The 19,360-nt window shown below is 40.6% G+C and carries 15 protein-coding genes; 11 read left to right on the top strand and 4 right to left on the bottom strand.

Features of this window, described 5'->3' with window-relative positions; translation table 11 throughout:
* Positions 1–37: 37 nt before the first annotated feature.
* The 5 genes from AB8M93_RS08795 (at position 38) to AB8M93_RS08775 (ending at position 6,548) form a co-directional block, all read left to right on the top strand.
* Positions 38–1,672 carry a beta-N-acetylhexosaminidase gene (locus AB8M93_RS08795; protein WP_373057203.1) on the top strand — a complete coding sequence of 545 codons (1,635 nt, stop codon included), beginning with the start codon at positions 38–40 and terminating at the stop codon, positions 1,670–1,672.
* A 172-nt stretch (positions 1,673–1,844) separates the two neighbouring features.
* Positions 1,845–2,657, top strand: coding sequence for an N-acetylmuramic acid 6-phosphate etherase (gene murQ / locus AB8M93_RS08790; protein WP_373057202.1), 813 nt, complete (start codon positions 1,845–1,847; stop codon positions 2,655–2,657).
* Entirely contained in the window at positions 2,644–4,263 is a 1,620-nt protein-coding gene (locus AB8M93_RS08785) for a glycoside hydrolase family 10-like protein (RefSeq protein WP_373057201.1), read from the top strand. The genes murQ and AB8M93_RS08785 overlap by 14 nt, the downstream gene beginning before the upstream one ends.
* Before the next feature lie 15 nt (positions 4,264–4,278).
* The gene (locus AB8M93_RS08780; protein WP_373057200.1) at positions 4,279–5,304 is read left to right on the top strand and encodes a dipeptide epimerase; all 1,026 of its coding nucleotides are present in this window, start codon (positions 4,279–4,281) and stop codon (positions 5,302–5,304) included.
* 14 nt (positions 5,305–5,318) lie between these two features.
* Entirely contained in the window at positions 5,319–6,548 is a 1,230-nt protein-coding gene (locus AB8M93_RS08775) for a C40 family peptidase (RefSeq protein WP_373057199.1), read from the top strand.
* A gap of 269 nt (positions 6,549–6,817) precedes the next feature.
* Here the strand turns inward: AB8M93_RS08775 and AB8M93_RS08770 are convergent, their stop codons facing one another.
* Positions 6,818–7,756, bottom strand: a complete 939-nt coding sequence (locus AB8M93_RS08770; RefSeq protein WP_373057198.1) for an N-acetylmuramoyl-L-alanine amidase — start codon at positions 7,754–7,756, stop codon at positions 6,818–6,820.
* A gap of 94 nt (positions 7,757–7,850) precedes the next feature.
* Positions 7,851–9,770, bottom strand: coding sequence for a glucosamine-6-phosphate deaminase (gene nagB / locus AB8M93_RS08765; protein WP_373057197.1), 1,920 nt, complete (start codon positions 9,768–9,770; stop codon positions 7,851–7,853).
* A 369-nt stretch (positions 9,771–10,139) separates the two neighbouring features.
* Here nagB and AB8M93_RS08760 point away from each other — a divergent pair, with 369 nt between their 5' ends.
* From AB8M93_RS08760 to dusB, 3 genes are all read left to right on the top strand, one after another.
* Complete coding sequence (locus AB8M93_RS08760) at positions 10,140–11,936, top strand: glycoside hydrolase family 3 protein (RefSeq protein WP_373057196.1); 1,797 nt, start codon at positions 10,140–10,142, stop codon at positions 11,934–11,936.
* 305 nt (positions 11,937–12,241) lie between these two features.
* The gene (locus AB8M93_RS08755; protein ID WP_373057195.1) at positions 12,242–14,683 is read left to right on the top strand and encodes an outer membrane beta-barrel protein; all 2,442 of its coding nucleotides are present in this window, start codon (positions 12,242–12,244) and stop codon (positions 14,681–14,683) included.
* Positions 14,684–14,802: 119 nt separating this feature from the next.
* The gene (dusB, locus tag AB8M93_RS08750) at positions 14,803–15,795 is read left to right on the top strand and encodes a tRNA dihydrouridine synthase DusB (protein WP_373057194.1); all 993 of its coding nucleotides are present in this window, start codon (positions 14,803–14,805) and stop codon (positions 15,793–15,795) included.
* Here the strand turns inward: dusB and AB8M93_RS08745 are convergent.
* Positions 15,792–16,991: an ABC transporter permease gene (locus AB8M93_RS08745; RefSeq protein WP_373057193.1), complete on the bottom strand. Its 1,200-nt coding sequence runs from the start codon at positions 16,989–16,991 to the stop codon at positions 15,792–15,794. The genes dusB and AB8M93_RS08745 overlap by 4 nt on opposite strands.
* A gap of 1 nt (position 16,992) precedes the next feature.
* A complete protein-coding gene (rbfA, locus tag AB8M93_RS08740; protein ID WP_373057192.1) occupies positions 16,993–17,388 on the bottom strand; it encodes a 30S ribosome-binding factor RbfA in 396 nt (131 codons plus the stop codon).
* Between the two features lie 69 nt (positions 17,389–17,457).
* Here rbfA and mce point away from each other — a divergent pair, with 69 nt between their 5' ends.
* From mce to AB8M93_RS08725, 3 genes are all read left to right on the top strand, one after another.
* Positions 17,458–17,865 (top strand): methylmalonyl-CoA epimerase, encoded by a 408-nt coding sequence (mce, locus tag AB8M93_RS08735; protein ID WP_373057191.1) that lies wholly within the window; start codon positions 17,458–17,460, stop codon positions 17,863–17,865.
* 313 nt (positions 17,866–18,178) lie between these two features.
* Complete coding sequence (locus AB8M93_RS08730; RefSeq protein ID WP_373057190.1) at positions 18,179–19,009, top strand: hypothetical protein; 831 nt, start codon at positions 18,179–18,181, stop codon at positions 19,007–19,009.
* A 93-nt stretch (positions 19,010–19,102) separates the two neighbouring features.
* The gene (locus AB8M93_RS08725; protein ID WP_373057189.1) at positions 19,103–19,345 is read left to right on the top strand and encodes a helix-turn-helix domain-containing protein; all 243 of its coding nucleotides are present in this window, start codon (positions 19,103–19,105) and stop codon (positions 19,343–19,345) included.
* Positions 19,346–19,360 lie beyond the last annotated feature (15 nt).

The following is a 19,360-nucleotide window of genomic DNA, read 5'->3' as shown; positions in this document are numbered from 1 at the left end:
AGGTATGCCCTTAAAAATAAAACACAATAATTATCCTATGAAAGCAAAACTTCCAAAATCCTCTACCTATTTTCTCTTCATGCTGATGATTGCATTTTCCTGCTCAGGCACAAAAAATACTCCCGGGACTACTTCAGTTGAAGAAGAACAGCCTTCTTTAATTCCTTCACCTCAGATGGTGGATTGGGGCACCAATCAGTACAGTATTCCGCAGAAAAATATCATTTGCTATAATAAAGAAGCCGAAGGATCTGTACAATGGGTAGAACAACTTTTATCTGCGGCAAATATAGCTTCAGAAGTAACTGAAGGAGAAAATTGCGGAAACTGGAACCTCACTTTAAACAATTCTCTGGAGCGGGAATTGGGAGAAGAAGGTTATAAACTTGCTATTAATTCATCCGGAATACATCTCCAGGCCGCTGCAGAAGCAGGATTATTCTACGGAATACAAACCCTGCGGCAGTTCTTTCCGCCAGAAATAGAAAAAGGAAAATTAAGTAGAAAAGTAGTTTTACGTTATGTTGAAATAACAGACAAACCAGAATATTCCTGGCGCGGAAGTATGGTGGATGTGGCCCGAAGCTTTTTTGGGCTGGAATATCTCAAAAACCATGTAGACCGCATGGCCTTGTACAAACTTAACCGGCTTCATCTTCATCTTAGCGATGACCAGGGTTGGCGTATAGAAATAAAATCTAAACCTGCATTGACCCAAATTGGTTCTAAAAGTGCTACAGAAGGAGGAAATTCCGGATTTTTAACCCAGCAGGAATATAAAGAATTACAGGAATACGCGCTGGCCAGGAACATTATTTTAATTCCAGAAATTGATATGCCCGGGCACATCTATGCGGCATTACGTTCTATCCCTGAAATAAACTGTGAAGATTACTCCAACCTTTCTCCCGCCAGAGCGATGCCACCCGAACCTTATACCGGGCCTCAGGTAGGCTGGAGTAAATTCTGCCTTGAAAAACCAGAGGTGGTTTATAATTTTGTCTCTGAGGTGATAGGCGAACTGGTGGGCATCACCAAAGGTCCCTGGATACATATTGGAGGGGACGAGATTGAAGATCCGCTCTACGAAGAATTTGTGGTAAAAGCCGATTCTATTGTTCAGCATTATGGAAAAACCTCTATTGGTTGGGAAGAAGTCACCAAAGGAAAGGTGAGCAATTCTTTAATTAGTCAGGAATGGCACGGCGAGGTGGAAAGCGTGGTAAAAAACCTTAAGACCATAGAATCTATTTGTTCCAGTTTTTACCTGGATCATGCAAATGTTCCCGGCCAGGAAAATACCAATAACTGGTGTAAAGAAGATGGAGTTTCTATTGAAGACGTTTATACATACAGATCTAAGAATCCAAATGCGATAGGAGTGGAGGCCGCGGTATGGACAGAATATGTGTTAAACGATCAAATGCTGGACAACAGGTTATGGCCAAGATTAATTGCCGTTGCTGAAGTTGCCTGGAGCCTGGAAGATCACCTGGATTTTAATGATTTTAAGGTAAGGTTGGCAGCACAAAGTGACCGGATAAAAAATATGGGAATTCATCATTTTAAAACGCCCGGTGTTAATTGGTCTGAAAATAAAACTTCACCAGCCGCCGGTTCTGTTTTTTCAGGCCTTATGCCTGAAAATTATGCCGCAGGGCAGGAAGAATAAAAGCCATTCTCCTCCGTTAAGCGTACACAGGGCAAGTATTTAAAAGTAAAGTTTTTAGGGAATGAACTTTTTATACAAATTATTAAACGTTGGTAATGCTTTTTGTCTCCTGTCTTTTTATTCGCGGTGGCAACAAAACCAGTACAACAAATAAATATCGAAAAAAATTGACATGAATAAACCAATTACCGAGCAATCCTCACACTACGATAATCTTGAAAATAAGAGTACAGGAGAGTTGCTAAGGGATATTAATAAAGAAGATCAAAGCGTGCCCCTGGCGGTGGAAAAAATAATCCCCAACATAGAAAAGCTGCTGGAAGTAGTGGTTGAAAAAATGAAAAAGGGAGGGAGGCTTTTTTACATAGGAGCCGGAACCAGCGGCCGCCTGGGAGTTTTGGATGCTTCAGAAGTACCTCCAACTTTTGGCGTTTCAGGAGACTGGGTAATTGGGCTTATTGCAGGGGGAGACACGGCCTTAAGAAATGCCGTGGAAAATGCTGAAGACAATACCGAACAGGCCTGGCTGGATCTTCAGCAATTTCATATAAGTGAGAAAGATGTCCTGGTGGGGATTGCGGCTTCCGGTACTACCCCTTATGTAATTGGCGGTATAAAAAAAGCAAGGGAACAGGGTATTGCCACCGGATGTATTACCTGTAATACCAATAGCCCGCTGGGCAATGCTGCGGAATTTCCTGTAGAATGTGTGGTAGGACCGGAGTTTGTAACCGGGAGCACAAGAATGAAGGCCGGTACGGCCCAAAAGCTAATTCTCAATATGATTTCCACAGGCGCGATGATAAGAATGGGAAGGGTAAAGGGAAACAAAATGGTAGATATGCAGCTTTCCAACAAAAAACTGGTGAACCGTGGTGTAAAAATGATCATGGAGGAACTTGGGGTAAGTGAAGAGAGAGCAGGAAAGCTGCTTCAGGAATATGGCAGCGTAAGAAAAGTGATAGTGGTTTATGGAAAAAGCTGAGAAAAGGAGGCCCTGCAGAATTATTTTTGGTCTTGTATTATTTTGCAGTTTCTTCTTTCTAAATTCCTGCAAGACCAGCCAGCCGGTTGTAAAAAATAAACCCACAGCCTCTCATACCCAATCCGGTGAAAAACCTGGCGAAACCCAGGTTCCGCCTGCTTTGGAAGAGACTGATAGGATAAAGAAGGAGACCCTCAGGATCCCGCCTCCTCTGCGTATAGCCGAATTTCGTGCTGCCTGGGTGGCTACAGTCGCCAACATTAACTGGCCAAGCAAAAGAAACCTTTCCACCAGCGAGCAACAAAGGGAAGCCCTGCAGATCCTGGATTTTCTGGAAGCGCATCATTTTAATGCCGTGATTTTACAGGTGCGGCCACAGGCAGATGCCCTTTACAGTAGCGAATTAGAACCCTGGTCTTACTTCCTTACCGGCGAAACGGGGAAGGCTCCCAACCCTTATTATGACCCTTTGAAATTCTGGATAGAGGCCGCTCATAATCGTGGTTTGGAATTGCATGTTTGGCTCAACCCTTACAGGGCATATCACACTACAGGAGGGGAAATAACAGAAAATGCGCTGGTAAAAACCATGCCCGGCTTTATGGTGGAACTAAAAAACAAATTTTGGTGGATGGACCCGGCAAAACAGGAAACCCGGGATCATGTTTCCAGGGTGGTTATGGATATTGTTAAGCGTTATGATATAGACGGGGTTCATTTTGATGATTATTTCTATCCTTATGCTTCCTACAACGGGAACAAGCCCTTTCCAGATGAAGAGAGCTGGAATAAATACAAGGCTGCAGGTGGTGAATTATCCAGGGAGGACTGGAGAAGGGACAATGTAAACAAATTTGTAAAACGTATTTATTCAGAAATTAAAGCTGAAAAACCTTATGTAAAATTCGGCATCAGTCCGTTTGGTATCTGGCGTCCCGGGCATCCTGCCTCCATCAAAGGAATGGACCAGTATAACGAATTGTATGCAGATGCAAAATTATGGCTTAATGAAGGTTGGGTAGATTATTTTACGCCACAGCTTTATTGGAAAATAAGCCAGGTGCCCCAAAGTTTCCCGGTGTTGCTGGGCTGGTGGAGCAATGAGAATACCAAAAACAGGCATTTATGGGCAGGCATCAATGACGGCCTAATTGGAGAGGAAAAGGAAAAGGACACCGGTGAAATTACAAATCAGATCATGATTACCCGTGGACTCTCCGCCAGCAGAGGTGCGGTACACTGGAATGTTGGGCCTGTGATGAAAAACCCTGAATTGGCAACGGCGTTACTGGAAGGGCCTTACCATAAAAATGCTTTGGTTCCCGCAAGTCCCTGGCTGGACAACCAGCCCCCGGAGGCCCCGGAAGTAAAGATTACCAGGAGCAATGGTGAACTCCATATTACCTGGGAACATCCCGTGGAAGATGATGTTTTTAGGTGGGTACTTTATTTCAAATATGAGAATGCCGGATGGGATTTTAAGATTTTTAACAGGGAAACCAGGGAATTTAATTTAGGCAATGCAGCCAATTTTAGCGAAATTGGAGTTACCGCTGTAGATCGTACAGGAAATGAAAGCAGCTTTAAGAAAATTGACCTGAAGTAACCTAAAATCAAGAGGATGCCGTTTGAGTTGAAAACCTATATATATGAGCTCGAATTAAAAGATCCTTTCAGGATTAGCCACAGCTCCCGTGAAGTTCAGCCTACATTGGTGGTAGAACTCTCCTATGGCGGGTTTACTGGATTTGGAGAGGCAGCAGCCACTTCCTATTATGGAGTTTCCGTAGAAAAAATGAGCCAGTTAATAGAAGAAATTTCCCCGGTAGTTTCTGAAAATATAAAAAAATCTCCTGAGGAAATCTGGCAAATTACGGCCCCGTATTTTAAGGGAAATTCTTTTGCCCAGTGCGCTTTGGATATCGCGGTGCATGATCGCTACGGGAAGGCTAAAAATTTGCCGCTTTACAAAATTTGGGGGCTGGAGTTGGAAAACCTGCCTCTTTCCAATTATACCATTGGCATTGGTTCCATAGAAGAAATGGTACAGAAAATGAAGAATTTTCCCTGGCCGCTCTATAAGATTAAACTGGGCACCAATGAAGATGTTGAAATTATCCGGGAGCTTAGAAAGCATACCAATTCCATCTTCAGGGTAGATGCCAATGGTGGCTGGAATGCAGACGAGGCTATAAAAAATGCTGTTTTGCTGAAGGATTTAAATGTGGAATTTTTGGAGCAGCCTTTGCCCAAAGAAGATTTTGAGGGAATGAAAAAGGTCTTCAAAAACTCTGTTCTGCCGGTAATTGCCGATGAAAGTTGTATCACTGAAGCCGATGTGAAACAATGCGCCGGATATTTTCACGGCATCAATATCAAATTGACCAAATGCGGCGGCTTAACCCCCGCCAGGCGAATGATTGCCGAAGCAAAATCGCTCGGACTTAAGGTAATGGTAGGGTGTATGACAGAGTCCACCGTGGGAATTTCGGCTATTGCACATTTACTGCCTTTACTGGATTATGTAGATATGGATGGCGGGTTGCTTATTAAAAATGATATTGCCGATGGTGTAAAATTAAAGGATGGAGCAGTACATTTCCCTGAAAGAAACGGCACCGGGGCAAAATTGATTAAATTTACATGAAATATAAAATGAAGATGAAAAAGATACTAAATTCTGCATTTCTGGCTCTTGCATTATTAATGCTGAGCAGTTGTAATAACGAAAAGAATACGGCTTCTGACACCCCAAATGAAGCCGAAAACCTTATTGCTGAAGTGCGGCAGGAATATGCGCCAGACAAACGGGTGGCACTTTTTGATATTGAGGCAGAAGAAAATAAGGATACTTATATTCTAAAAGGAGAATCCAATCTTCCTGAAGCGGTGGAAAATCTAAAGGAAAAACTCAAGTCTCAAAACATCAATTTTAAGGACAGCATTCAAATTTTGCCGGAGGAAGAAATGGCAAATAGCAAGGGTGTAATTAAAATTTCGGTGGCGAACTTAAGGGGAGACGCGGCACATTCCTCAGAGCTGGTTACCCAGGCTACCTTGGGAATGCCCGTAAATGTGTACAAGAAAAACAGTAACTGGTATTTAATCCAGACGCCGGACGATTACCTGGCATGGGTAGATGGCGGTGGAGTGCAAATTTATTCCGAAGAAGAATTTAAAGACTGGAAAGCTTCAGAAAAACTCATTTACCTTCAGCCCTCCGGAAATTCTTTTGCTGAGGCAAATACGAATTCCGAAGTGGTGTCTGATCTTGTTGCGGGAGATATTCTGGAATTAACAGGTACCGAAAATGGCTTTTTTAAGGTGGAATATCCCGATGGAAGAACCGCTTATATTCAGCAAAAGGAAGGAAAAAAATATAAAGAATGGCTCCAAAATCTTGATCCGGAAGGGGAGGATCTTATCGCCACTTCCAGAAAATTAATGGGTTTACCTTATTTATGGGGCGGCACTTCTCCAAAAGGAGTGGATTGCAGCGGCTACACCAAAACTATTTATTTTTTAAACGGAATAGTGATCCCACGGGATGCTTCGCAGCAGGTACATACCGGAAAACTGGTGGATTCCACCCGAAATTTTGAAAACCTGGTGCCCGGAGATCTGCTTTTCTTCGGCCGGCCGGCTACAGATTCTACTTCAGAAAGAGTGGTGCACGTGGGAATGTGGATAGGAAACAACGAATTTATCCACTCTTCCGGAAGGGTGCATATTAGCAGTATGGATAAAAATGCTGAAAATTTTGACCAGGGGAATTATGACCGGTATTTAAGAACCAAGCGGTTGCTGAATCAGCAAGGCGAAGGGCTTACTTATCTTCGGAAAAAAGATATTTTTACCACAGATGCTGCTTCCGCGGAAGCTTCAGAATAATTAAGAGCTTCTGTCGCTTAAAAAAAGGTGTTTCCTCGAGCGAAGAAGTCTAGAGATGCCTGAATAGTAGGAATGTAAAAAGCTCCTTCCCTTTAAGGGAAGGTGGATTAATCTTCGGCAGAAGATTAAGACGGAAGGCTAAACCATGTCTAAGGCATCTAAAAAAAACAATAGATGCTTTATTGAAAACAGGAAATAAAAAAGCCATCCGTCCTTTGCCGCCTCCTTTGAAAAAGGAGAGGAGCATCACCAGACAAGTATAAGTAATTTTAAAGAGATTTTTTATAGAGATCATAAAGTACCTTCAGCTCGTGTTCACTTAAAATCCCGTTGATATCTTCCTGGATAAAATGCAGCTCAAAGGCCTGGATAGCCGATGATAAATTAGAGGTATCATATCCAATAATTTTAAGAGCATCTGCATAATTAAAATCTGAAGGAACGATATTCGGGAAAAGGAGGCGGTCTAAAAAAGGCAGTTTTTGGGTAAGCGGATTTAATTTTGCCATGATCAGTTGATTATCAGTATTAAAAAACGCTGCTTCCATCTGAAGGTTTTCTACCACTTCTTCATCATACCAGATTCCGTAGCCTTCTTCGGCCAGTTTTTTCCACGGAAAAAATACGCTGGGATCAACTTTTCGGGTAGGAGCGATATCAGAATGGCCTATAAAGTTTTGCTCAGGGATTTTATATTTCTTTTTAAGCATTTCTAAAACATCCAGCAGGCTGTTTATTTGTGCTTCAGGAAATTCTTCAAAACCATTATTATCCAGCTCTATCCCAATAGAAGCCGAATTAAGGTCGTTGGTAGTGCCCCAGGAGCCCACGCCGCCATGCCATGCCCGGTAATAATCGTTGAGCATGTGATACACCTCCCCATCGCGCCCAATAACATAATGTGCGCTCACCTGTGTACGCGGCAACGTAAAAGTGGTTAAGGTTTGCGCCACCGAATCCTGCGCAGTATGGTGAATCACTACAAAATTGGGCCTTCTAAGGTTAAAATTTGTAGTTCCCACCCATGCGGGCGCGTATTGTATCTTTGAAGTGTCAGAAAGTTCTTCTTCAGGAGAAATACGCAATTCTTTCGCATAGGCTTTTGTTTGCTTTTTGTAAACCCTGTTGGTTTTGGAGTAGGGATTGGAACTGCAGGAAAACATAATGCACATGCAGGTAAGAAGAAAAGCGGCAAATATTTTGTTCATGTTTATTTTAGTATTTAAATCCCGGCAATTCTGCCCGGAGGGTCGCAATTTACCTTTTCCAGGGAGGCCGAACTATTTTTTGGGAGTTATAGCTTTAAAATTTCCATTTTACAAAGGCTTCCATAGCTTCATAATTCGCGAGCCCCAGTTTATGATAATCGGCGGCTGTTTCCCTGTTCCTTTCCTGTGCCCTCATCCAGAATTCCCGCTCATCATCCCCGGGAAATACAGGACGGTCCTTTTGGGATTGATGCTGAAAAATGGCAATTTTTTTACGTTCCACTTCCTGTGGGGAAAGCGGCACGGCCATTTCAATTTCATGGGTTTCAAATTCATGCCACGCACCCCGGTACATCCAAAGCCAGGCTTTCCTTGCCCAATCTTCGGTTTTACGTAATTCTTCCATAGCGGCCAATACAATTTTAAAGCATACCAGGTGTGTTCCATGTGGATCGGCAAAATCTCCTGCAGCAAAAATCTGGTGTGGTTTTATCTTCTGAAGAAGTTCTACGGTGAGTTTTACATCTTCATGAGTCACGGGATTTTTAACCATTTTCCCGGTTTCATAGAAAGGCAATGCCATAAAATGAATGTTTTTATCCTGAAGGCCGGCATAACGCGCTCCTGCGATCGCTTCGGTTTTACGGATAAAAGCTTTTACATTACGCACTTCCGGCAGGTCAATTTCATTGGGTTGTTTCTGCTTAATAAAAGCACGCATGTCTTCATAAGTTTTTTCCAGTTTTGAAATGTCTTCCCCGATACTTTTGTTAAAGTCTATGGCAAATTCCACATACCTAAGTACATCGGTGTCCCAAACAGCAGTATTTCCAGAAGTTTGATACGCAACGTGTACATCATGTCCCTGGTCTACCAGCCGTATAAAGGTGCCTCCCATAGAAATAACGTCATCATCGGGATGCGGGGAAAAGATTACCGCTCTTTTTCTTGCCGGTTCTGCCCGTTCTGGTCGCTGCGAATCATCAGCATTGGGTTTTCCTCCCGGCCAGCCGGTAATGCTGTGTTGTAACTGATTAAAAACATCAATATTTATGTTATAGGCGGGTCCTTTTTCGGTGGCAAGCTGCGCCATCCCGTTATTGTTGTAATCTTCATCGGTTAATTTCAGGATAGGTTTATTTACCGCATGAGATAACCAGATCACTGCTTTTTTAATAAGGTGTTTGTCCCACACACAATCCTTCACCAGCCAGGGTGTATTAAAGCGGGTGAGTTCTGAAGCGGCATCTTCATCCAAAACAAATTCAGTATTATCTGAAAGTTGTAAATAGGTTGCCGGAACCTCTCCCGAAGTTTCCCCTTCCACCGCTTTTTTAATGATAGAAGCTTTTTTGGTATTCCAGGCCATCAGGATAATTTCCCTTGCCTTAAAAATAGTACCAATACCCATGGTTATGGCTTTAGTAGGAACATTTTCCTTGCCGCCAAAATCACGGGAAGCATCGCGCCGGGTAAGATCGTCCAGGGTTACCAGCCTGGTTCCTGAATTGGGCGCAGAACCCGGTTCATTAAAGCCTATATGTCCCGTTCTACCTATTCCAAGAATTTGAAGGTCCAGCCCTCCCAGTTGGCCAATTTTATTTTCGTAGCCAATGCAGTATTCGGCGATGTCTTCCTTTTTTAGCGTTCCGTCGGGAATATGAATGTTCTCCTTTTTAATATCAATATGATCAAAAAGATTCTCATACATAAAGGTGACATAGCTCTGCGGTGAGGTTGGTGCCATGGGGTAATATTCATCCAGATTAAAGGTAATCACATTGCTGAAGCTCAAACCTTCTTCCCTGTGCAACCTTACCAGTTCTGCATACACTTCTACTGGAGTGGCCCCGGTGGCAAGGCCAAGTACAGCATTTTTTCCCTGCTCCCTTTTTCTCTTAATAAGATTGGCAATACGCGTTGCGACATTCTTTGAAGCGATATGCTGATCCTTGTAAACCGTTACGGGAACTTTTTCAAAGCGGGTTTCTTCAAGAAGGTTTAATCTTGCCATAAGTTTCTGTTAGTTTAATTAGCTACCGTATTTCTATTGTGAATTTTTTTTTGATCATTAAATTATGAAATCTTTTGGCATATTACTCCTATAAAAATATGCAGAATGTTTATAATGATTAAATATTTATAAAAGCTTAATATAAAACCATTCGCAGTAGCTCTTTAATTGGCTTTAGTAAATATGCCAATAGCAAAACTTTCCAGGAAAATATCCTAAATAATAAGTATGCAATTATAACTCCTGCTTTGCAATTAAAACTATATTTTTATTTTTCACAGAAAGCTTGGCAAAATCTACTAATATTTGCAGGCCTTTGACGTTTAATAGATGCTGTAAAAGAACCTATTCAATCCATAATTATCACCCATGAAAATAAGAATATCCCTGGCTTTTTTATTGACTGTTTTTGGTTTGAGCTTCAAGCTATTTGCTCAGGAAAGTAATGCCGTTAAACCTGAATTCCTTCAGTATCAAAACAGCAAATGGGTAGATTCTGTAATGCAGGAGCTCACTCCCAATGAACGTATTGCCCAGCTTATTATGGTGGCAGCATATTCTAACAGGGGAAAAAAACATAAGCAGGAAATCCTGGAACTTATAAAAAAGCAAAAAATTGGCGGACTCATTTTCTTCCAGGGAGACCCAAAAACCCAGGTGGAATTGATGAACGATTATCAGCAGGCTTCAAAAGTTCCTTTGCTTGGCGCTATAGATGCTGAATGGGGCCTTGGGATGCGGCTGGACAATACGATAAGTTTTCCATATCAAATGCCACTGGGTGCCATTCAGGAGGATAAACTACTCTACGAAATGGGGCAGGAGGTGGCCAGGCAAATTAAAAGAACCGGGCTTCATCTTAATTTTGCACCCGTGGTAGACGTGAACAATAATCCTAATAATCCTGTGATCAATTACCGCTCGTTCGGCGAAGATAAATTGAACGTTGCCCAAAAAGGTATTGCTTACATGAAAGGCATGCAGGATGCAGGAATTCTCACCACTGCAAAGCATTTTCCCGGACATGGAGATACCGATACCGATTCCCATCTTGCCCTGCCGCAAATAAACCATCCTTTTGAACGGCTGGATACCCTGGAAATGTACCCTTTTAAAGAATTGATAAATGCCGGAATTGGAGGCGTAATGGTTGCCCATTTAAATATTCCGGCGCTGGATTCCACAGGGGTGCCTTCCACATTATCAAAGGCCATTATTACCGGAATTTTAAAAGATAGTTTGGGTTTTGAAGGCCTTATTGTTACAGACGCCATGAATATGAAAGGGGTTACTAAAGGGAATGAACCCGGCGTGGTAGATAAAATGGCAGTTTTAGCCGGAAATGATCTTTTGGAATTTACTGAAGATGTGCCTAAAGCCATTGCTGAAGTACGCAAAGCCATAGCGCAGGGAATTATTAGCCAGGCGGAAATTGACAAAAGATGCCGCAAGATCCTGGCGGTAAAACAATGGGTGGGGCTTAACCACTATAAACCTGTCCCGGTTAAGGATATCCTGAAACAGCTCAATACACCAAAAGCCCTTTATTTACAACAAAAATTAGTGGAGGCTTCCATGACTGTTCTTAAAAATGAAGAAGAAATAATCCCACTAAAAAGGCTGGATACCCTAAAAATTGCTTCTATTTCTATAGGCGCTTCAGATAAAACTGAATTTCAAAAAGCTTTAAGCCTTTATACTAAAGTCAGGCATTTTCAGCTGGACGCCGATGCGAAAACTTCAGAAATAAATAAAATTAAAGAAGCAATGGGAGATTTTAATTTAACAATTATAGGAGTTCATGATGACAGTAAATATCCGCGGAATACCATGAAATTTTCTGAAGAAGTACAGGAATTTATAGGTGAACTTTCCGCAGAAAAAAATACGGTCATTAGCTTTTTTAAGAATCCTTATGCGCTTAATAAGATTGATAATATCGAGCAGGCGCCAGTGTTAATTGAAACTTACCAGGATTCAAAAATTACAGAAGAAATTGCCGCACAGGTAATCTTTGGTGGGGTGGGCGCCAATGGTAAACTCCCCGTAAGTGTGGGGGAAAAGTTTAAAGCAGGGGATGGCGTATATATAAAAGGAGGGATCAGGTTTAAATATACCACCCCTAAAGAAGCAAGTATGGATCCCGGAAGGTTATTAGGAGAGTGAATTTTGACGAGCGAGAGCATAACATCTAAGCAATTTCCGGGAGCAGGGATTTGGTTACATAGTGATTGCTACAGGTGGAAGATAATATGCCTCATTACGTGAAATTCTGGGTCTTGAATTATTGCATTCTGAAATATTAAAATTTGAGACAGGTGATTTTTAGCAAATAAGCATTATAAGTAACTATAATTATATTTTATTCAATTTTCAGGTTAAAATCCGCATAGGAAGAATAAAAATATTAACAGTTATTTAGGAAATACTATATTTGCTTCAAATTTCCAATTAAGAAAGCCAGTTGCTGTATGCTCAAGATAAATGTCGCCCCCGTCTTTACCCTACTTTTTTTCCTGTTTATAAATAATAGTTTATTTTCTCAAAGTAATGTAAGTGGTAAACTGCTTAATGCAGATGAGCCCGTTGCCTTTGCCAATGTGATCTTACTCAATGCCGAAGACTCCACCACTGTTTACAAAGGCGCTGTTTCCGATGAAAATGGAATGTTTCTATTGCAGGATATAGAGGATAATGCATACTTACTAAAGGTGAGCTTTATTGGATATAAGGAATATTTTAAAAATATAGAGGTAGATGGAGATACTCGGCTGGAACCCATTCAGCTGGAAGAAAATCTGGATAATCTTGATGAAGTAACCGTTAATGCAAGGCGGCCTAAAGTGACCAGAAGTGTAGACCGTATAACTTTTAGTGTTGAAAATTCAACCCTCTCTACCGGGAACACTTATGATATACTAAAACGAACACCTGGTGTAATAGTGAGTCAGGGCCAGCTTCTGGTAAAAAACCGTCCTGCCACAGTTTATATAAATGACCGGAAGGTATACCTTTCCAGCCAGGAACTGCAACAATTGCTCGAAGGTTTTTCCGGCGGAAATGTAAAATCTGTTGAGGTAATCACCAATCCACCGGCCAAATATGATGCTGAAGGTGGCGCTATTCTTAACATCCAAACCAGCAAAAATATTTCTATAGGGTATAAAGGCAGCATAAATGCTTCCAATACCATAGCCATTGTTCCCAAATATAACGTAGGAACCAGCCAGTATTATAAAAATGACTGGCTCAATGTTTTTGCGAGCTATAACCTTAACTCCAGGTTCGATTACAAAAACGATGATAGCAGGATAGAATTTTATGAGCCTTCCGGCCTTGTGGATTCCAGATGGTATACCGATTTTGAAAGGGATACCCGCACTATTTCGCATAGTTTTAATACTATTATGGATTTTACGCTTAGTGAAATTAGTTCTCTTAGCCTTAGCGCCAATGTTCAAATTACCCCAAAAAGAAATTCAGATATTGGTGGTCGTACCGAAATATATAATCCACAGCAACAGCTGGATTCTCTTTTTACAACCGATAGCAGGCTTGAAAATGAGCAGGATAACGTGCTCTTAAGCGCAAACTACAATACTTCTATTGGCGTGAAAGGGGCTTCTCTTTCAGCTGTGGCTAATTATATTTATTACAATGATGACCAAACGCAGGACCTGATGACGAGATACCTTTCTCCGGAGGGAGACCTGCTTCATGATAATTCTTTTTATACGCTTTCCGGCCAGCAGAGTCATATTTATACCGGCCAGGTAGATGTAACCACCCCCTTCCTGGGAAGTACAAATTTTGAAACCGGAGTAAAATATTCAGGAATAACATCAGATAGCGGTTTGGATTTTTTTGACACAAATTCAGGAACACAGGCTTTTATAGATGGACTTTCTGATGAATTTAGTTATGATGAGAATATTTATGCCGCTTACGCCAGCATTTCCAAAGACTGGGAGAAGTGGAGCGTAAAAGGGGGATTACGAGGAGAATATACAGATATTCAGGGAATTTCGAACAGTCTTGGTGCTGTGAATACCCAGGAATACTTTCAATTGTTCCCCACGTTTTACTTGATGTATAATCAAAGTGAGAACAATTCCTTCAGTATAGATTACAGTCGGCGGATTGCGCGTCCCAGGTTTCAAAGCCTTAATCCGTACCTGTATTTCCTAAACGAGAATCTGGTGAACCAGGGGAATCCTAATCTCAGGCCGTCCATTTCAAATAAGATCAACTTCAACTATACCTATAAAAACCAGTTGTCGTTTGACGTGTACTGGGACAGGATAGATAATGCCACTGCCGTGCTTCCATTTCAGGATAATGAAGAACATGTGCTGCGCTCTGTAAACGCGAATATGAATTATGAACAACAGTTTAGCCTGGATGTGATGTATTATGGCTATCTTAAAGACTGGTGGTATCTGTATCTTTACGGTTCCTTATATTATATGGAAAATGAATTTATCGCATACGAGAGTAGTAATCAGGAGGTGAATAACGATGTTTTTAGTACTTACATACAAATGTTCAATCAGTTTACCCTCTCTAAAGATGGTACTTTTATTGGAGATCTTACGGCAACATATAACCCCGATTTTATTGCAGGATCTTATACTTATGACGAACAGCAATATGGATTGGATATAGGACTGAGAAAAACCTTTTTTGACAGTCGGCTAACAGTAACAATAAATGCTGAAGACATCTTCAACACGATGAATATTCCGTTAACTTCAGATTATTTAAATCAGAATTATACCTTTTTCGCCAAGCCGGAATCCCGGCAAATAAGATTTGGGCTAATCTATAAATTCGGAAATTTCAAATTAAGGGATAACAAACGAGCTATAGACGCTGAAGAAAGTATACGCCTGGAAGAAGAAAGCGCTTTATAATTTTTTCATCATCTCTTTCAGTTTCGTTTTTTCTGAAAAGCTTTCCCAAAAGATATTATTCTTCCTTTTAGCGGGTTAGTTTGCTTTTTCTTAATTTTGCAGTCCCAAACAAAAATATTGTGGCAAAAATAGGAGACATAAATGTTGGAGAATTTCCATTGCTTTTAGCGCCAATGGAAGATGTGAGCGATCCGCCTTTTCGTGCACTTTGCAAAGAGCAGGGCGCAGATGTGGTATATACTGAATTTATTTCTTCTGAAGGCCTTATTCGCGATGCGGCCAAAAGCGTGATGAAGCTGGATATTTACGAAAAGGAACGCCCGGTGGGTATTCAGATTTTTGGGGCCAACCTGGAATCTATGCTGCAATCTGTTGAAATTGTTGAAAAATCTGGCCCGGATATTATTGATATCAACTTTGGATGTCCCGTAAAAAAAGTAGTTTCCAAAGGTGCAGGAGCCGGGATACTTAAAGATATAGACCTTATGGTTTCCCTTACCGAAGCCATGGTAAAACATACCAAGCTGCCCGTAACGGTAAAAACCCGTTTGGGCTGGGACCATGATTCTATAAAAATTGTAGAGGTAGCCGAGAGGTTACAGGATGTAGGCTGCCAGGCAATTGCCATACACGGTCGTACCAGGGCACAAATGTATAAAGGCGAAGCCGACTGGAGACCTATTGCAGAGGTTAAAAATAATCCACGGATGCATATTCCTGTTTTTGGGAATGGCGATGTAGATTCTCCAGAAAGAGCGGTGGAAATGCGTGATAAATTTGGGCTTGATGGCGCAATGATTGGCCGTGCAAGTATAGGATATCCATGGTTCTTCAGGGAAGTAAAGCATTATTTTGAAACCGGGGAACACCTTGCGCCGCCAACGCTTCAGGAAAGAGTGGATGCCGCCAGGAGGCATCTACAAATGGCAATTGACTGGAAAGGGGATAAACTGGGGGTTTTTGAGACCCGCCGCCATTATACCAATTATTTTAAAGGCATTCCGCACTTTAAGGAATACCGGATGAAGATGGTGACCAGTGATGACGCTGCCGATGTTTTTGCCGCTTTTGATGAGGTGGAGAAGGAATTTGCCGGCTACGAATTTGCCTAATGCGCGAGTGCCTTTTTGCTTCGGCCTGCCGCAATATATGAGGCTATAACTCCTAATATTCCTATTGTTAGAATTACAAGCAGTATATTTTCCGCAGTAATGCTTACGGGATAAGGGAGTGTTGGCGTTATCATTACCAGGTCATACTGCAGTTGCAGGTAAATGAGAACTATAGAACAACCCAGGCCAATTATTCCGCCTATAAAGCACATGAGCATTCCCTGTAAAAAGAAGATATTCTTAATTTGGTTCGGGGTTGCCCCCAGGCTGAATAATGTTTTCACATTTTCCCGCTTATCCAGGATCACCATAATAATGGAGCCCACTACATTAAATAAGGCAATGATGAGCACCAGGGTAAAAATCAGGTACACCGCCAGGTTTTCGGTATTCAGCATTTTATAAAGCACTTCGTTTAGCTGGGCACGGTTCTTTATTATTATTTCTTCGGAAAAAACCGATTTGATCTTTTTGGAAAGCACATCTGGGTCGGTGCCGGGGGCGAGTTTTAGTTCCAAGCCGGTATAGGTATCCGGTTCTAAATTGAGCAGGCTTTGCGCAAAGCTGATGTTGGAAAACACATATTTGCTGTCCAGGTCTTCATTTACACTATAAATCCCGCTGATGATTACCTGTTTACGGTTAAAAGCATCAGCGGGATTGGTAATCTGGCCTTTCCCGGGTTTAGGAACAAGAATGCTCAGCAGGTCGTTATAATTAAAAATACTAAGGCCCAGCAAACGGCTTATTCCCGCGCCCACCACCACCTGTGGTTCATTTTTATTGAGCCAGGTACCATCATAAATAGTGCTTTCAATATCATTTACCCGGGGATAATTTTCATCTACCCCTTTTATAAAGGCAGTATGGTTCTTGGAGCGGTAATCCAGGAAAATCCGTTCCTCAATAACTTTGGAAAACTGGGCTACGCCCTGCATTTTTTGAAGCTCAGACGTTTCTTCTTCTGAAACCTGAAGCGTCTTGCCACTTGCCGGCAGCACCTTTAGATCAGGATCAAAGGCATTGGTAAAGGAAAGGCTGAAATCGCGCAATCCTGAAAAACCTGAAAGTACTATAAAAAGCGAAAAAGCCCCTGCAAATACTCCAATCGCGGCAATTATGGTGATAATATTTATGGCATTATTGCTGCTTTTGGTAAACAGATACCGCCTGGCGATGTAGAGCGAGAACTTCAAATTAGGATTTTTTCCTTCGTTCCAGTAAATCCGGATTAGAAATAGGGTCTTCAGTCCCTTTTATAGATTTTTCAATGCCTTCAATATATTCCAGCGAGTCATCTATATAATAATTAATATCGGGCATTTTGCGCAGCTGGTTCCTGGTGCGTTGTGCCAGCTCATGTTTAATTTGTGGCTTTACGGCATCGATATCCTGCAGGATCTCTTTGGCATGTTTTGGCGGGAAAATACTCAGGTAGGCCTTTGCCACAGAAAGATCTGTAGTGACCTTTACTTTGGAAACAGAGATCAGAATTCCTGTTTTACCTGCATCCCTTAGGTTATTCTGAAGGATATCAGCTAAATCTTTCTGCAATACACCTCCTATTTTCTTTTGTCTGTTAGTTTCTTCCATAATGCAAAAATAGCATATTTAAAGATTATAGTATTTTTATCTACTTAAAATTACAATGAGAAGGAAAAAATGAAAAAAATTGAACATATAGGCATAGCCGTTAAGGATTTAAATGAAGCCAATAAAACATACGCCGCCTTGCTGGGTGCCGAAAATTATAAAACCGAAACAGTAGAAACCGAAGGCGTAGCTACTTCCTTCTTTAAGATTGGAGAAAGTAAAATTGAATTGTTGGCGGCAACAAATGATGATAGCCCGGTCGCAAAATTTATCGCAAAAAGGGGAGAAGGCATGCATCATATAGCTTTTGCGGTAGATGATATTGAAGCTGAAATAAAAAGATTGGAAACTGAAGGTTTTCAATTGATAAGCAAAGAACCCAGGAAAGGCGCAGATAATAAGCTTGTGGCATTTCTACATCCAAAAAGTTCTAATGGGGTACTGGTAGAATTATGCCAGGAGATAATCCCCTCCTAACCCTAAAAGAAGGAGGAGGAAAATCCATTTGAGAAATTTGCTTTTTCGTCCTTGCAGGGATTGAAAAATTGTACTAATATTGCACTCCTATTTCGGGTGAGGAATTTTTTAAATTCCATTTTACCTGAAGGGTCCTATAGCTCAGCTGGTTAGAGCACTTGACTCATAATCAACAACCAGAAATTAGAAGATATCTTTGAAGAGCCTTATATAACTTGACCTCCCACAATTCTGGGAGGTTTTTTCATTTGTATGGTACTGCTTTTGGTACCATTCTTCAGAATTGTTTAATTTTCGGGAATGAGAAATTACTATGGATTCCTATAAGCCAACTTTATACTTCAGGACATTTCTTTCTTCTTTTCCTGAATGGAGAAATTCTTTTTATGCCAATATTAGGGAGGAATATGATATTTCAGTTATAAATAAGTCTGAAGAATATTTAAGTTATTTAGCACCAGATGAAGAAGGGAGGACAGTAGAAATCAAGTTTGAACTTAATGATAGTTTAAAACGAGAACTGGATAAGGCATTGCTGTTTTACAAGAAAGAATTAGCTGATCTCTTTCAACAAAACAGCATAGACAACATTAATTTTTCTACAGTTCAAAAAAAAATTCTTTATGATTTAAAAAATGACTATGCTAAAACAATTTCAACTTATCCTTTAATCTATAAGTATCTTCAAAAATGTGAAAACCATTTAATTCATTTAACTCAATCAACAGATAAGGAAGATTATTTTGATACATCTCTTTTATCTAATAACGATATCATCAATGCAACTTTCCTCTATTTAAAAGAGGAAAATGAAAAAGGGCAACCAATAATGAATCATGAAGATCATGCTGAGATGATAAAAATGATAATTCAGTTAATAGAGGAAAAAAAGATTCCTGAGCTTAAAAAAAAATTAAGGCTAAATATCCCTTCAGGTCTTCTCCAATTTACCTTCTGGGTTTTTCATAAAGAGCTTAAAACCTCTAAGCCTAAAAGGAGTGACATTTTAGAATTTCTTCGAAATGTATTTGATGCTTTAAAGGAGAATTCTCTTGAATCTCTGAATAGTAGTTTTAGAAATACAAGGTTTAATCATGACCTTTCTTATTTGCCTCCGATTATAAAAAAGCACCTTTCTAAATAGCTTTTTTTAAATCAACATTAAATCAACAAAATTAGACTTTTTCTACATTAAATCAATTTTCTCCTTTGCTTCATAATTGTAAATAAAGAAATTATGGAGACAGAAAGAATTGAAAGGTCCCTATTCAAAATAGTAGAACTTCTTACTAAACTTGAGGTCAATCAAAGAGAATTCTTGGATTTTAATCAAGCCCAAAAGTTTCTTGGATTAGGAGCATCTACCCTTTATAAGCTGACTTCTCAGCGCAAAATCAAATTTTATAAACCAAATAGAATGTTTATTTCAACTGAAAAGTATACCACTATTTCATTTCAAAAGTATACCATTTTAAATTAATTAACAACGGTATCC

The organism is Autumnicola aciditolerans (genome assembly GCF_041679265.1).
GTDB lineage: Bacteria > Bacteroidota > Bacteroidia > Flavobacteriales > Flavobacteriaceae > Autumnicola.
The sequence above is the reverse complement of the archived record's forward strand: the minus strand, read 5'-3'. Positions and strand labels throughout refer to the sequence as shown.